The sequence below is a fragment of the Streptomyces sp. NRRL S-1022 genome (genome assembly GCF_000720135.1).
GTDB lineage: Bacteria > Actinomycetota > Actinomycetes > Streptomycetales > Streptomycetaceae > Streptomyces.
Window position 1 is genome coordinate 39,496 of sequence record NZ_JOIU01000020.1, and the last position, 14,512, is coordinate 54,007.

The window sequence follows — 14,512 nt, forward strand, 5'->3', positions numbered from 1 at the left end:
GCCCTACGGCCTCCCGGGCGGACCAGGTCGACCGGGCAACCGGACTCCGCCTGGCTTCCCATGTGCAGGACAATGTGTTCGTGGAGGTCACCTCGGGCACACGACGCCCCGGTGACCCACGGCACCCTCTGCATCAAGGGCCGCTTCCGCTACCAGTACCTACAGAACCGGGGCTGATCAGAACATGGGACGAGTCACGGAACGACGCAAGGTCCTCCGCATCCGGGACGGCGCGGTCTCCACCCGGCCGGACACGCTCGTCGCCGAGGAGCCCCTGGAGATCCGGCTCGACGGCAAGCCGCTCGCGATCACCATGCGCACCCCCGGCGACGACTTCGCGCTGGCGGCGGGCTTCCTGGTGAGCGAAGGAGTCCTGGCTACGGCATCCGATCTGCAGAATATTGTCTACTGTGCCGGGGCGACCGCAGACGGTACGAACACCTACAACGTCGTCGACGTGAAGACGGCGCCCGGTGTCACGCTCCCGGACTTCAGCCTGGAGCGGAACGTCTACACCTCCTCCTCCTGCGGTCTGTGCGGCAAGGCGAGCCTGGACGCCGTCCGTACGACCGCGCGCTGGCCGATCGCCGACACTCCCCCGCTCCGGGTCACCCCCGAGCTGCTGGCGAGCCTTCCCGACCGGCTGCGGTCGGCGCAGCGGGTGTTCGACCGGACCGGGGGCCTGCACGCGGCGGCCTTGTTCAGCGAGGACGGAGAGCTGCTGGACACCCGCGAGGACGTGGGCCGGCACAACGCGGTCGACAAACTGGTCGGGCGGGCGCTGCAGAACGGCGGACTGCCGCTGTCCCGGACGATCCTCATGGTCTCCGGCCGCGCCTCCTTCGAGCTGGCCCAGAAGGCGGTGATGGCGGGCGTCCCCATGCTCGCCGCCGTGTCGGCGCCCTCGTCGCTCGCGGTGGACCTGGCCGCGGAGACCGGCCTGACCCTGGTGGGCTTCCTGCGGGGCAGTTCGATGAACGTCTACGCGGGCGAGGACCGGATCGCCCTGCAGGAGTCGGCCACCCCCAGCTGACCTCTGTGCTTCCGCGCCGTCCTCGGCCGGCCGACGCGTGGCTCCGTCACCCCTGCGTGCCGGAGATCCGCTGCAGCAGGTCCATGAACTGCTCGCGTTCGGCGGCCGACAGGGGGGCGAGCAGTTCGTCGTTGGCCCGGCGGGCGGCCTGTTCGCAGCGTACGAGCAGCCGGGCGCCGTCGTCGGTGAGTGAGACGGCGTTCTTGCGCCGGTCACGGGGATCGGGGGCCCGGTCGACCAGGCCGGCGGACTGCAGATCGTTGAGGATGCCGACGACGTCCTTGGGGTCGAGGCTCACGCTGCGGCCGAGGTCGACCTGGGCCACCGGGGCGAGGTCCCGGACGGCGGAGAGCACGACGTGGTGCCACATCTTCAGCCCCTCGGCCGCGAGGGCCTCGGCGACGAGGACGCGGCCCCGTGCGGCGGCTCGCCCGAGGAGCCAGCTGGGCAGGGAGCGGATCGCGGGCAGGGGTGCTTCGGCCATGACGGCAGCCTATCCGAAGAATCATTGGACTTCCCAACGAATCTCCCCTACCGTTGGGACTCCCAACGATTTCATGGGTATGCCCCATGCTGAGCGCGCCGGCTCGCCCGGCCCCAGGAGGTTGTCATGCGCCGTGTCCGGTACGAGTCCACCGGCGGACCCCTGTTCGTGGAGGAGGCCCCCGTTCCCCAGCCCGGCCCCGGGGAACTGCTGGTGCGCTGCGCGGCGGTGGGGATCACACTGCCGATGGTCCGGAAGGTGGCCGAGGCCGCGGAGCCGGTGACACTGGGGGGTGAGGTCGCGGGTGAGGTGGTCGCGGCCGGCGAGGGCGTCACCCGCTTCCGCGTCGGCGACCGGGTGACCGGACTGTGCTTCGGGTACGGGTACGCCGAGTACGCCGTGCTGCACGAGGCCATGACCTCACCGATACCGGACGACGCCGACGCCGTGACCGCGGTCGCGCTGGTGCGCAGCGGCCTGGTGGCGCTGGGCGCGCTGGAGGCGGCACGGCTCGCACCGGGAGAGTCGGTCCTCGTCACGGCGGCGGCGAGCGGCGTCGGGCATCTCGCCGTGCAGCTGGCACGGGCGCGGGGCGCGGGACGGGTGGTGGGGGCCGTATCCGGTCCGGCGAAAGCGGACTTCGTCCGCTCACTCGGCGCGGACGACTATATGCGGTATGACGACGACAGCTGGGGGGATCCGGTCGACTGTGTACTGGATGCCGTCGGCGGTGACCTGCTCACCCCCGCCCTCGCCGCGCTCGCCCCGCACGGACGCCTGGTCGCCTACAGCTCCGGCGGCGGCACGATCCAGGCGTACGACCTGCTGGTGGGTGCCAAATCGGTGATCGGCTTCCAGATGGCGCTGATCGCCCGTGGCCGGCCGGACCTGTACGAGCAGTGGCGGCAGGACCTGTGGCGGCTGTTCGCCGAGGGCGCCGTGAAGCCCGTCGTCCACGGGGAGTTCGCCCTGGAGGACGCGGCGGCCGCTCACCAGGTGATCACGTCCCGGACCAACCTCGGCAAGGTCGTTCTGCGCCCATAACCGTCTGCACGCTTCTTGTGACGTGCACCACCCCCAACTACCGTCGATGGGACGGACGTTGGACGTTGGACGTGGGATGTCGGGATGTCCGGATGTCCGTCCGATGAAGGGCAGGTCGCACCGTGCCGTCACGTATTCGCACCCGTCTCAGATCCGCGCTCGTCCTCACGGCCGTCACCGCTGCCGGCCTGCTCGCCCCGCTCGTCCCCGCCCACCCGGCCCAGGCCCAGCCGGCGGGCGGCACGGCACCGCGGTTCGAACAACAGGCGCTGTTCAAGGCCGCCCAGGACCCCGGCTACGCCTGCTTCCGCATCCCTGCGGTCGTCAGAACGGTCGACGGCACGCTGCTGGCGTTCGCCGAGGGCCGGGTCCTCAACTGCGGGGACGCGGCCGACATCGACATCGTGCTCAAACGCTCCACCGACGGCGGCCGCACCTGGGAGCCGTTACAGGTGGTCAACGAGGGCGCCGGTGACACGCACGGCAACCCGGCACCGGTCGTGGACCGCGCCACCGGCCGCGTCTGGCTCGCCGAGACCTACAACACGGGCCGTACGGACAGCGCCGGCTGCCCGGTCCCCTGCGACCGCACCCCGCATCTGCAGTACAGCGACGACGACGGCCGGACCTGGTCGGAGCCGCGCGATCTCAGCCCCGAGATCCTGCCCGCCGACTGGAACTCCTGGTACGCGACCGGCCCTGTCCACGGCATCCAGCTCACCCGCGGCCGGTACGCGGGACGCCTGGTCTTCGGGGTCAACGCCGAGACGTGGAACGGCAGCAGGGTCACCGCCAACCACGCGGCACTGATCGTCAGCGACGACCACGGCGGCCACTGGCGGACCGGCGCCACCGACACCTGGCCCATCGCCGCCGACGGCACCTTCCGGCAGAAGCCCTCCGAACTGACCCTCGCCGAGCGCGGGGACGGCTCGGTCCTGGTCAGCGGCCGGGAGCAGGACGGTACCGACCTCGGTCACCGTACCCAGGCCGTCAGCCGCGACGGCGGCACCAGCTTCACCGCCCCGTTCCGCGACCTGCCCGACCTCTACACCCCTCAGGTGCAGGGCTCGCTGCTGCGCCTGGGCCACCGTCTCCTGCTCGCCTGCCCCGGCGACCCCGACCGGCGGCGCACCATGATGATCCGTTCCTCCTACGACGGCGGCCGGACCTGGGACAGCGTCGACCGCGGCACGGTCGTCAGCACGGACTGGTCCGGCTACTCCGACCTGGTGCGCGTCGACTCCGGCACGGTCGGCCTGATGTACGAGGGCGGCGCGGTGGACGCCCGCGACGAGATCCGCTTCGCCCGCTTCACCGAGGACTGGCTGGCCCCGCGCCGCGGCCCCGACCCCGTCACCGCCGACTTCGCCCCGCACGCCCGCCCGGCGGCGGTGCTCGGCGACCCGGAGGGGACGGACGGGGTGTCCGGCAAGGCGCTGGAGTTCGACGGCACGGACGACGCCGTACGCCTGCCGTACCGCGCCGGCCTCCCCCTGGGCACGGACGACTTCACGGCGTCGCTCTGGTTCCGGTACACGGCGACCACCGGGGAGCAGCCGTTGCTCTGGATGGGCGGGATCGGCACCAGCCAGCCGCAGGTGTGGCTGCGCGGGGAGCCGGCGAACCACCGTGTACAAGCGCTGATCACCGTGCGGAACGGCGCCAGTCCGCCGCAGACTGCATACGTTCGCACGGATATCGCATACAACGACGGCCTCTGGCATCACGCCGTACTCCGCCGCGGCGACGGCCGGCTGTCGTTGTCCGTCGACGGTATGCAGTCTGCCGTCGCCGATGTACCGGGTTCCGTCAGCCGCAACTCCCCCTTCGGCGTCCACCTCGGTCAGCGTATGGACAGCCGTGCCTACTTCACCGGCGCACTGGACGAGGTGCGTGTCTGGGACCGGGCGCTCACCGACGGGGAGCTGGCCGACAAGGACGTTCTGCGGTCACCGAAGGACACGGTCCTCTGGCTGCCCCTCGACCGGGTGCGCGGCTGACCTGTCGGGCGTGTCCTCGGCCGCCTCGGGATCGCGGGCGTGCCGCTTGGCGATGACCGCGCACACCATCAGCTGCATCTGGTGGAAGAGCATCAGCGGCAGGACGGCGAGGGAGGCGTGGCTGCCGAAGAGGACGCTCGCCATGGGCAGCCCGGAGGCGAGGGATTTCTTCGACCCGGCGAACTGGATGGCGATCCGGTCCTCCCGGCCGAAGCCGAGGGCCCGGGCGCCGTACCAGGTCAGGAGCAGCATGACGGCCAGCAGGACGGCCTCGACACCGAGCAGGCCGGCCAGCCGTACGGGGCTGACCTGGTGCCAGATGCCCTGGTTCATGCCCTCGCTGAAGGCGCTGTAGACGACCAGCAGGATGGAGCCGCGGTCGACGAGTCCCAGGACCTTCTTGTGCCGGGTGACGAAGCCGCCGATCCAGCGCCGCAGCAGTTGCCCGGCGAGGAACGGCACCAGCAGCTGGAGCACGATCTTCACCAGTGAGTCGGTGGAGAACCCGACCCCGTCGCCCCCGAGCAGTCCCGCCGCGAGCAGCGGGGTGATGACGATGCCGGCGAGTGAGGAGAAGGACCCGGCGCAGATCGCGGCGGGCACGTTGCCCCGGGCGATCGAGGTGAAGGCGATGGACGACTGGATCGTGGAGGGCACCAGCGTCAGGAAGAGCAGGCCCTGGTAGAGGGGCTGGGTCAGCAGGACCGGGACCAGTGCGCGGGCGGCGAGCCCGAACACCGGGAAGACGACGAAGGTGCAGATCAGCACGGTGACGTGAAGCCGCCAGTGCCTGAGTCCGTCGAGTGCCTCGCGGGTGGACAGCCGGGCGCCGTAGAGGAAGAAGAGGAAGGCGATCGCGGCGGTGGAGGCGCCGGAGGTGACGTCGGCGGCGGTACCCCGGGCGGGGAGGAGCGCGGCGAGACCGACCGTCCCGAGCAGCAGGAGGACGTACGGGTCGATCGGCATCCGACTCGGCCGGCGCAGGCGTTTCACAGTGCTCCGATTGCGATGGGTGACGGGCGTTTCCGGGGCCGTGGGACCCCTCTCCATCGTCCTCTTGCGGCGGCCGATCGGGAATGCCGCACACCGCTCTCACTGCCATCACACGTCACGATGACCGCGCTAGGCTCGGGTGGTGTGTACGACCCCACGCACTTGCGCACCTTCCTGGCGGTCGCCCAGACGTTGAACTTCACGCAGGCGGCCCGGCGGCTGGGGCTGCGCCAGTCCACGGTCAGCCAGCATGTGCGCCGGCTGGAGGACGCGGCCGGCCGGCAGCTGTTCGCCCGGGACACCCACTCCGTGGAGCTGACCGAGGACGGCGAGGTGATGCTGGGGTTCGCCCGCCGGATCCTGGAGGTGCACGAGCAGGCCACGGCGTTCTTCACCGGCACGCGCGTGCGTGGCCGGCTGCGTTTCGGCGCCTCGGAGGACTTCGTGCTGACCCGGCTGCCGGAGATCCTGGAGGGCTTCCGCTACGACCATCCGGAGGTCGACCTGGAGCTGACGGTGGAGCTGTCGGGGACCCTGCACGAGCGGCTGGCCGCCGGGAAGCTCGACCTGGTGCTGGCCAAACGGCGTCCGGAGGATCCGCGCGGTGAGCTGGTGTGGCGCGACGACCTGGTGTGGATCGGCGCGGAGCGGCTGCGGCTGGAACCCGACCGGCCGGTTCCGTTGATCGTGTACCCGCCGCCGGGCATCACCCGGGCCCGGGCACTGGAGGCGCTGGAGCGGCAGGGCCGTCCGTGGCGGATCGTGTGTACGAGCGGCAGTCTCAACGGGCTGATCGCGGCGGCCCGCGCCGGTCTCGGCGTGATGGCGCACTCCCGGCGGCTGATCCCGCCGGGCCTGTTGCGGCTGCCCGACCGCGCGGGTCTGCCCGATCTGGGCAAGGTCGACTTCGTTCTCGTCCACGGCCGCCGCCGGGGGCCGGCCGAGGCTGCCGCGAACGCGCTGGCCTCGGCGGTCCTGGCGGGCGGCGAACGACTGCGGCGCAGCGGCGGCTGACCGCGGCCGGCGGCCCGACCAGCCCTGCGGGGACAGCCCGGCCGGCACCGCACGGACAGTCCGACCTGCGCCGCCCGGAAGCCCGACCTGCACCACACGGGCAGCCCGACCAGTACGAGGCAGGGGCGGCCCGCGCGTGGGCCGCGGTAATCGGCGCGTACAGATTCGGTGGAGATTACGGGACCGAAACTTACTGACCCGTCAGTACGGTGTCCGGCCCTTCCCCATGTGCGGGCATTTCGTGACCGTCGTCCAGGTGGAACGTGAGGTTTGCTCGGTTTCCGTACCCCTCCCGGATACCGACCGGGTGGGGTAGCTTTCACCGCGCTGTGCGGTGCGTGGGCCAACGTCACTGAGGCGCGAGAGACGGGGAGCGAGGTTGCGGGAGTTCACCAACCCTCCGCTGACGTCGGCGCCGCCGGCGGGCGGTCTGGCAGACGTCGTCTTCGACCATGCCCTGACCGACCCGCTCCACATCGCGCTCGGCCGCAAGGACTCCGGCGGACAGTGGCGGGACGTGACCTCCGCCGAGTTCCGCGACGAGGTCATGGCCCTCGCCAAGGGCCTCCTCGCCCGCGGTGTCCGGTTCGGCGACCGGGTCGCGATCATGTCCCGCACCCGCTACGAGTGGACCCTCTTCGACTTCGCCCTGTGGACCATCGGCGCCCAGGTGGTGCCCGTCTACCCCACCTCCTCGGCCGAGCAGTGCTTCTGGATGCTCTACGACGCCGAGGTGTCCGCGGCGATCGTGGAGCACGAGGACCACGCGATGACCATCGCCACCGTCATCGACCGGCTGCCGCAGCTGCGCCAGCTGTGGCAGCTGGACTCCGGCTGCGTCCAGGAGCTGTACGACGCCGGGGCGCACCTGGACGACGAGGTGGTGCACCGGCACCGGCAGGCGGTCACCCCGGACTCGGTCGCCACCGTCATCTACACCTCCGGCACCACCGGCCGCCCCAAGGGCTGTGTGATCTCCCACGGCAACTTCATGTTCGAGGCGGACACCGTGATCCAGCGGTGGGAGCCGGTGTTCCACTCCAAGAAGGGCGACGAGGCGTCCACGCTGCTGTTCCTGCCGCTGGCGCACGTCTTCGGGCGGATGGTGGAGGTCGCCGCGGTCCGCGGCCGGGTCCGCTTCGGGCACCAGCCGCAGCTGCACGCCGCCGCCCTGCTGCCGGACCTGGCCGCGTTCCGGCCGACGTTCATCCTCGCGGTGCCGTACATCTTCGAGAAGGTGTACAACGCCGCCCGCCGCAAGGCCGAGAAGGAGGGGAAGGCCGGGCCGTTCGAGAAGGCCGTCGACATCGCCGTGAAGTACGCGGAGGCGGTGGAGGCGAAGGCGTGGGGCGTCGGGCCGGGCCCATCGGCCGGGCTGCGGATGCAGCACCAGCTGTTCGACAAGCTCGTGTATGCAAAGGTCCGCGCGGCGATGGGCGGCCGTATACGGAATGCGATGTCCGGCGGATCGGCCATGGACCGCCGGCTGGGGCTGTTCTTCGCCGGCGCCGGCGTCCAGATCTACGAGGGCTACGGCCTGACCGAGTCGACGGCCGCGGCCACCGCGAACCCGCCCGAGCGCACCCGTTACGGCACCGTGGGCCAGGCCGTTCCGGGCGTGACCGTGCACATCGCCGACGACGGGGAGATCTGGCTGAACGGCGGCAACGTCTTCCAGGGCTACCTCAACAACCCCAAGGCCACCGACCAGACCCTGCACGACGGCTGGCTCGCCACCGGCGACCTCGGCTCCCTCGACGAGGACGGCTACCTGACCATCACCGGCCGCAAGAAGGAGATCCTGGTGACCTCCGGCGGCAAGAGCGTCTCCCCGGGCGTGCTGGAGGAGCGGGTCCGCGAGCATCCGCTGGTCAACCAGTGCATCGTGGTCGGCAACGACCGCCCCTACATCGCCGCCCTGGTCACCCTTGACCAGGAGGCGGTCGAGCACTGGCTGCAGATGCGCGGCAAACCCGGACTGGCTCCCGCCGAGCTGGTCCGCGACCCCGACCTGGAGACGGAGGTACGGCGGGCGGTGGTCGCCGCCAACACCCTCGTCTCCCAGGCCGAGTCGATCCGCACCTTCCGCATCCTGGCCCAGCCGTTCACCGAGGAACACGGGCTGCTGACACCCTCGCTGAAACTGAAGCGGAAGGCGATCGAGAAGGCGTACGCGTACGAGGTCGACGCCCTCTACCAGAGCTGACGTCTCGTCGGCGCCCGCCGGCCGAGGACGCGGGCCTGCGCCTGCGCCTGCGCCTGCGCCTGCGCCTGCGGTGGAATCTCCCGTACGGCCCCCACGAGGTGACGACCAGGGCTTCACCAGACCTTTTCCTCCGGTGTACCCGCGGATCACGTGGTCAGGAATGCACGGCGGCCCGTGATCGTTGACGATAGGAGTACCACCTGTCGACAACCGAAGGATCAAGAGGCTCGTGAGCAGCAAGGTCCCCCCGATCATCCTCAACAACGGCGTCGAGATGCCCCAGCTGGGCTTCGGCGTCTGGCAGGTGCCGGACGCCGAGGCCGAGCGGGCCGTCGCCACGGCGCTGGAGGCCGGGTACCGCAGCATCGACACCGCTGCGATCTACGGCAACGAAGAGGGCACCGGCAAGGCCATCGCCGCCTCCGGCCTGCCCCGCGAGGACATCTTCGTCACCACCAAGCTCTGGAACAGCGACCAGGGGTACGACTCCACGCTGCGCGCGTTCGACGCGTCGCTGGAGAAGCTGGGGCTCGACTACGTCGACCTGTACCTGATCCACTGGCCGCTGCCGTCCCGGGACACGTACATCGACACCTACAAGGCGTTCGAGAAGCTGCACGCCGACGGCCGGGTCCGCGCCATCGGCGTCTCCAACTTCCTTCCCGAGCACCTGCGGCGGCTGATCTCCGAGACCTCGGTCGTCCCGGCGGTCAACCAGATCGAGCTGCACCCGCACCTGCAGCAGCGCGAGGCGCGCGAGCTGCACGCCGAGCAGGGCATCGCCACCGAGGCGTGGTCGCCGCTCGGCCAGGGCAAGGGCCTGCTGGAGGTGCCGGCGGTCGTCGCGATCGCGCGGAAGCACGACCGCACCCCGGCCCAGGTCGTGCTGCGCTGGCACCTCCAGCTCGGCAACATCGTGATCCCGAAGTCCGTGACGCCGTCCCGGATCAAGGAGAACATCGAGGTGTTCGACTTCAGCCTGGACGACGAGGACCTCGCCGCGATCAGCGCCCTCAACGAGGACCGGCGCCTGGGTCCCGACCCCGCCACCTTCGACATGGCCTGATCACCGGCCGTACGGCACCGCCGGACCGTCCTGCTCCGGCCACGGCCACGGCCGGGCGCCCCGCTGCCGCGCGGGGCGCCCGGCCGGGCACGGTCGGGCGTGACGGGCGTGACGGGCGTACCGGAACGCACGTACCGGGCGGCGCGGCTCACTCGAAACGCACGTCGGCGTACAGCACCTCAAGCTCCTCCAGGCCGACGACGTCCACGTGCGCCTTGGCCGACGTCTCGTGACGGACGGTCGCCAGGGCCGCGCGCGAGCCGGCGAGGGAGGCACGGTCGACGAACAGCGTGCTCCCCAGGGCACGTCCCCGTTCGCGGTCGATCAGCAGGCAGACCCCGGCCAGGCCGTGCAGCGTCTCGGCCCGCGGCACCACCGTGGCCCGGAAGGTGTCGACGACGAGATCCGCGTCCCGCGGGTCGAACTCCATTCTCGTCGCGCGCAGTCCGCCGCCCTGGCGCGGGTGCACGATCTGGTGGAACACCGCCGCCTCGTAGGAGGCGACGGCCAGGGTGCCCGCGAACGGCTCCAGCAGTCCCGCGCGCCGCTCGCGCATCACCTCGTCGCTGTTGTGCCGCGCCTCCTCGGTCTCCCACCAGCTGACGGTGAGGAGTTTGCCGAGTTCCCGGTCGGCGAACACGCCCGCGCCCCGGTATCCGGGGCGTTCCTCCAGCAGGTCCCGCCCCTGGCTGTTCAGTGACCGGACGGCCGTGTCGAGCAGCGCCGGATCACCGGTCGCGTACACCGCGCGTACGAACATGAGCCCTCACCTCCGGGGTGCGAAGACCACCGACAGTGCCGGACGAAGCGCGAAGTTTCCGCTCTGTCCAGTCTCTACGGCCCGGTAAGTCACCGCAATACGCACAGGTTTCGGCCGTTCGCAAACCGAGGGTTGACGGGGGCATGTCCAAAGCGCCACGGTGTACGGCACCCGGTAAGGAAACTTTCCTAACAGAAGGGGTTCCCCGTGCGCCTCCGTACACTGACCCTCGCCGCGGCCTCCGGCACCGCCCTGCTCGCCGCCGGACTCCTCCCCGCGCACGCCTCCGCCGCCGCCTCCCCCAAGTCCGCCCAGGAGGGCACGGTCAGCGCCGCCGACCTGCTCGCCAAGGTGACGTCGTGTTCACAGATCTCCAGCGGCAAGTACAGGACCGACGAGGAGACCTCGGCCACGGTCCCCGTGTGCGGCAAGAACGGCGCGGTGTTCTGGAAGGCCGACATGGACATCGACTGCGACGGCCAGCGCACCACCAACTGCAACGAGAACCGCGACCCCTGGTACCAGGACGACACCGCCTTCCACCAGTCCGACGGCAAGCCGCTGAAGGCGGAGACCCTCCCGTACGTCGTCGTGCCCAGCACCAGCGGCATCTGGAACTACTCCAGCGCCGGCATCAAGGGCGGCGGCGTGGTCGCCGTCATCTACAACAACAAGGTCGAGTACGCCGTCGTCGGCGACACCGGCCCCACGCAGATCATCGGCGAGGCCTCGTACGCCACCGCGAAGGCGCTCGGCATCGACCCCGACCCGGCCACCGGCGGCGCCGACTCGGGCGTGACCTACATCCTGTTCAAGAACTCCCAGGTCTCCCCCATCGAGAGCCACAGCGCCGCGGTCACCCTCGGCGACAAGCTGGCCAAGCAGTTCCTCGCCGGCAACTGACGCGGCACGCCGATCGGTCGGCCGCCGGCATCGCCCCCTGCCGGATCGGGGAATCCTCACCCGGCCGGGGGCGACCAGTGGTGACACCGGTCCCGGACCGAACGGGGCTATCCGCGGACCGCCGTGTGCACGGTGTACGCCCCCAGCACGAAGACGTCCGGCCGTACGTGCACGCTCGCCGGGTCGGACGGGTCGAGGAGCCGGCCGAGGGTGGCGCGGTCCTCGGCGTCCAGGGCGTCACCGATGCCGTCGCGCAGGCGGGACAGGTGTGCGGCGACGCAGGCGCGGGCCCGGTCGGGGGCGGGGGCGGGCAGATCGAGCAGGAACGTGCGGGTGCGGGTGTGCTTGAGGCCCGCGGCGGCCAGCAGCGCGGGCCAGTCCTCGGTCTCGGCGACCGAGCCCGGCAGGTCGGCGCGCATGCGGGCGAACCAGTCCTCCTCCAGCACGTCCAGCCGCGCCTGCAGTCCCGGGCGGCCGATACCGAGGTCGCGGGGCAGGAAGCGGGAGGGCAGACCGCCCTCGAGCAGGGCGAGGGTGCCGCCGGGGGCGAGCCGTTCGGCGAACGCGGCGAGCGCGGCCCGCTGGTCACCGAGGTGGTGCAGACTGCGACTGGCCCACAGCAGGTCCGCCGGGTAGTCCAACTCGGTGAGCACCTCGGGCAGTTCACCGGCGAGGGTGCCGAAGCGGTCGGCGACGCCCTGACGGGCGGCGCGGGCGCGGGCGCGGTCCAGCAGCGGAGCGGCGGCGTCCACCGCCACGACCCGGGCCCCGGGGAACGCCTCGGCGAACAGGCAGGAGACCACACCGGGACCGCTGCCCGCGTCCACGATCAGGCCCGGCTCGGTCACCTCCTGACCGAGCCACGCCATCACCCGCTCGTAGACGGGGGTGATCAGCTCAGCCTGCGACTCCAGCAGGGGACCCAGTTCGCTCCAGTCGATGTCCGTACCGTGACCGTGACCGTGACCGTGGCCGTGCCGGTGCCCCTGCTGGTGCTCGGTGTCGTGGTGCTCGTGGTGGTCGTGCGCCATGGTGGTCAGCCTCTCTTCCGGGTGCGGTCAGGGTGCGACGGCACACCGGACGGAGGCCAGCGGTGTTGCCGATGCGGCAAAAACAGGACGTGCCGCGGCAAGTTCCGGTGGAGCGGGCATCCACGTGCGGCGGCAGGCGACTCTCCTGCTCGCCGGGGGACGCGTGATCCGCCGGGGCCCGACCGTGGAGGTCCGGCCCCGGCGGAGGTTCACCCGGCTACGGCAGCGACAGCGGCTACGGCAGCGGCGGGTAGGCGTTCTGCATCAGCTGCTGGAACTGGGCGGAGAACCAGTGCCCGGACAGCGGCGCGTTCGGCAGGGCGCCGGAGAGGCTGTTGTTGTTGCGGGCGTTGCCGGTGTACGTCGGGTCGCACATCCGGTCGAAGCCCTTGCCCTCGTCGTTCGCGATGGCGCTGCTGGAGCCGTCGGACTCGCCCGGGGGCTTCATCCACACGTAGGCGTCGATCCCGGCGGCCGGGCCGGCCTGGGGGCGTTCGCCGAGGCCGGCGCCGGCCTGGTTGCACCAGTTGCCGATGTGGATACGGCGGTCGTAGCGGCCGCCGTCGACGTAGGTGTCGACGCTGGTCTTCGCGCCCGGGCCGGCCGGACGGGCGGTGCCGCCCCAGCCGTTGCGGGAGGTGTCGATCAGCATACCGATGGTCGAGTTGAAGCCGACCGACACCAGCTGGTTGCGGAAGGCCTGGGCGAAGGACAGCTCGTCGACGTAGCGGTTCCAGTCGACCCACTTCGACTGGCGGACCGAGGTGCCGTTGACGGTGTCGTTGACGGTGAAGTTGTTCTCCTTCAGGGCGCTGTAGTTCGCCGTGTTGGTGATGAAGCCCTGTACGTCGTCCACCGTCGCGCCCTCGCTGGTGGCCGCCTGCTTGAACAGGCTGGCCGCCGGGGCGAAGTTGTCGTCCCAGCCCAGCCAGCCGTGGTGGCCGGCGTCGAGGTAGTTGTAGACGTTGGGGATGGCGCCGAGCTTCGCGAGGGCGTAGCCGACGCCCTTCACGTAGTTGCCGTTGGCGAGCATGGTGTCGCAGTTGGGCGTGGCGGTGGCCCGGCTGCCGGTGTTGGTGACGAGGTTAGGCAGCGAGTCGATCTCGATCGTGTTGACGATCCGGAGGGAGGCGTACTTCGGGTCGGACAGGATCGCCGCGATGGGGTCGATGAACTGCGTCTTGTACTTGTCGATCTCGGTCGGGCCGAGTTCGCCGTTGGAGGCGAGGGCGGCGCAGTCGCGGCCGGGCAGGTCGTAGATGACGAGCTGGACGACCTCTTCGTTGCTGCCCTTCTGCTTGAGCGCCTCGTCGAGGTGGGCGCGCAAACCCATGGCGCCGCCCGCGCCGTTGATCGCGGCGATGCGGTCGAGCCAGACGCCGGTGGGCTGGTTGGAGATGCGGCTGCCGCCGGGTTCGGCGGCGGCCTTGGCCGACCACTCGGGGTTCACGTAGACCTTGGCGCCGGCATAGGGGTTGTCGACGCGGCTGCCGGTGCCGCCGCCGTTGCCACCGCCTCCGCCCCCGCCTCCGCCTCCGCTGCCCCCGTCGTCGACGTTGCAGGTGACGCCGTCGAGGGTGAAGGTGGCGGGCACGGCGTTGGTACCGCTGTAGGTGCCGTTGAAGCCGAAGCTGACCGAAGCGCCGGTGGCCAGGCTGCCGTTGTAGCTCTCGTTGGCGGCGGTGACCGCGGTACCGCTCTGGCTGAGCTTCGCGTTCCAGCCGCTGGTGACCTTCTGGTTGCCGGCGTACGACCACTTCACCGACCAACTCGACTTGGCCGCACTGTTGTTGGTGACGGTGACGGCGGCGGTGAAGCCGGTGTCCCACTGGTTCTGCACCTTGTAGTCGACGGTGCAGGGGACGGCGGCGGCCGTGGCGGACGCCGGCTGCGTGGTGAGCACCGCCCCAAAGGCCCCGGCGACCAGCGCCAGGGCGGCGAGCAGTGATGTTCTGGTACGGCTCATGAGTGCGGG

12 protein-coding genes and 1 pseudogene are annotated in these 14,512 nt (G+C 71.0%); 8 read left to right on the plus strand and 5 right to left on the minus strand.

Annotated elements, in window-relative coordinates; translation table 11 throughout:
- Positions 1–41 precede the first annotated feature (41 nt).
- Both IG05_RS49500 and fdhD read left to right on the plus strand, forming a co-directional pair.
- A pseudogene (locus IG05_RS49500) lies at positions 42–177 on the plus strand (Fe-S-binding domain-containing protein); the annotation flags it as partial.
- A gap of 7 nt (positions 178–184) precedes the next feature.
- Positions 185–1,033: a formate dehydrogenase accessory sulfurtransferase FdhD gene (gene fdhD, locus IG05_RS0127530; RefSeq protein ID WP_030346702.1), complete on the plus strand. Its 849-nt coding sequence runs from the start codon at positions 185–187 to the stop codon at positions 1,031–1,033.
- A 46-nt stretch (positions 1,034–1,079) separates the two neighbouring features.
- On the opposite strand, the gene IG05_RS0127535 is transcribed toward fdhD, so the two are convergent.
- Complete coding sequence (locus tag IG05_RS0127535) at positions 1,080–1,517, minus strand: MarR family winged helix-turn-helix transcriptional regulator (RefSeq protein ID WP_030346703.1); 438 nt, start codon at positions 1,515–1,517, stop codon at positions 1,080–1,082.
- A gap of 126 nt (positions 1,518–1,643) precedes the next feature.
- Between IG05_RS0127535 and IG05_RS0127540 the strand changes: the two genes are divergently transcribed.
- Both IG05_RS0127540 and IG05_RS0127545 read left to right on the plus strand, forming a co-directional pair.
- Entirely contained in the window at positions 1,644–2,561 is a 918-nt protein-coding gene (locus IG05_RS0127540; RefSeq protein ID WP_030346704.1) for a quinone oxidoreductase family protein, read from the plus strand.
- A gap of 122 nt (positions 2,562–2,683) precedes the next feature.
- Positions 2,684–4,564, plus strand: a complete 1,881-nt coding sequence (locus IG05_RS0127545) for an exo-alpha-sialidase (RefSeq protein ID WP_030346705.1) — start codon at positions 2,684–2,686, stop codon at positions 4,562–4,564.
- Here the strand turns inward: IG05_RS0127545 and IG05_RS0127550 are convergent.
- Positions 4,514–5,530: a bile acid:sodium symporter family protein gene (locus IG05_RS0127550; protein ID WP_420707630.1), complete on the minus strand. Its 1,017-nt coding sequence runs from the start codon at positions 5,528–5,530 to the stop codon at positions 4,514–4,516. The two genes, IG05_RS0127545 and IG05_RS0127550, sit on opposite strands and share 51 nt — an antisense overlap.
- 171 nt (positions 5,531–5,701) lie before the next feature.
- Here IG05_RS0127550 and IG05_RS0127555 point away from each other — a divergent pair, with 171 nt between their 5' ends.
- The 3 genes from IG05_RS0127555 (at position 5,702) to IG05_RS0127565 (ending at position 9,843) form a co-directional block, all read left to right on the plus strand.
- Entirely contained in the window at positions 5,702–6,571 is an 870-nt protein-coding gene (locus IG05_RS0127555) for a LysR substrate-binding domain-containing protein (protein WP_030346707.1), read from the plus strand.
- 379 nt (positions 6,572–6,950) lie between these two features.
- On the plus strand, positions 6,951–8,777 hold the full coding sequence (locus IG05_RS0127560) for an AMP-dependent synthetase/ligase (RefSeq protein ID WP_030346708.1): 1,827 nt from the start codon (positions 6,951–6,953) through the stop codon (positions 8,775–8,777).
- Positions 8,778–9,006: 229 nt separating this feature from the next.
- Positions 9,007–9,843: an aldo/keto reductase gene (locus IG05_RS0127565; protein WP_030346709.1), complete on the plus strand. Its 837-nt coding sequence runs from the start codon at positions 9,007–9,009 to the stop codon at positions 9,841–9,843.
- Between the two features lie 148 nt (positions 9,844–9,991).
- Here IG05_RS0127565 and IG05_RS0127570 read toward each other — a convergent pair whose 3' ends face one another.
- Positions 9,992–10,603 carry a hypothetical protein gene (locus IG05_RS0127570; RefSeq protein WP_030346710.1) on the minus strand — a complete coding sequence of 204 codons (612 nt, stop codon included), beginning with the start codon at positions 10,601–10,603 and terminating at the stop codon, positions 9,992–9,994.
- A 207-nt stretch (positions 10,604–10,810) separates the two neighbouring features.
- Here IG05_RS0127570 and IG05_RS0127575 point away from each other — a divergent pair, with 207 nt between their 5' ends.
- The gene (locus IG05_RS0127575; protein ID WP_030346711.1) at positions 10,811–11,506 is read left to right on the plus strand and encodes a glycoside hydrolase family 75 protein; all 696 of its coding nucleotides are present in this window, start codon (positions 10,811–10,813) and stop codon (positions 11,504–11,506) included.
- A 107-nt stretch (positions 11,507–11,613) separates the two neighbouring features.
- Here IG05_RS0127575 and IG05_RS0127580 read toward each other — a convergent pair whose 3' ends face one another.
- Both IG05_RS0127580 and IG05_RS0127585 read right to left on the minus strand, forming a co-directional pair.
- The gene (locus IG05_RS0127580; RefSeq protein WP_030346712.1) at positions 11,614–12,537 is read right to left on the minus strand and encodes a class I SAM-dependent methyltransferase; all 924 of its coding nucleotides are present in this window, start codon (positions 12,535–12,537) and stop codon (positions 11,614–11,616) included.
- 235 nt (positions 12,538–12,772) lie between these two features.
- On the minus strand, positions 12,773–14,503 hold the full coding sequence (locus IG05_RS0127585) for a glycoside hydrolase family 6 protein (RefSeq protein WP_030346713.1): 1,731 nt from the start codon (positions 14,501–14,503) through the stop codon (positions 12,773–12,775).
- Positions 14,504–14,512: the final 9 nt, after the last annotated feature.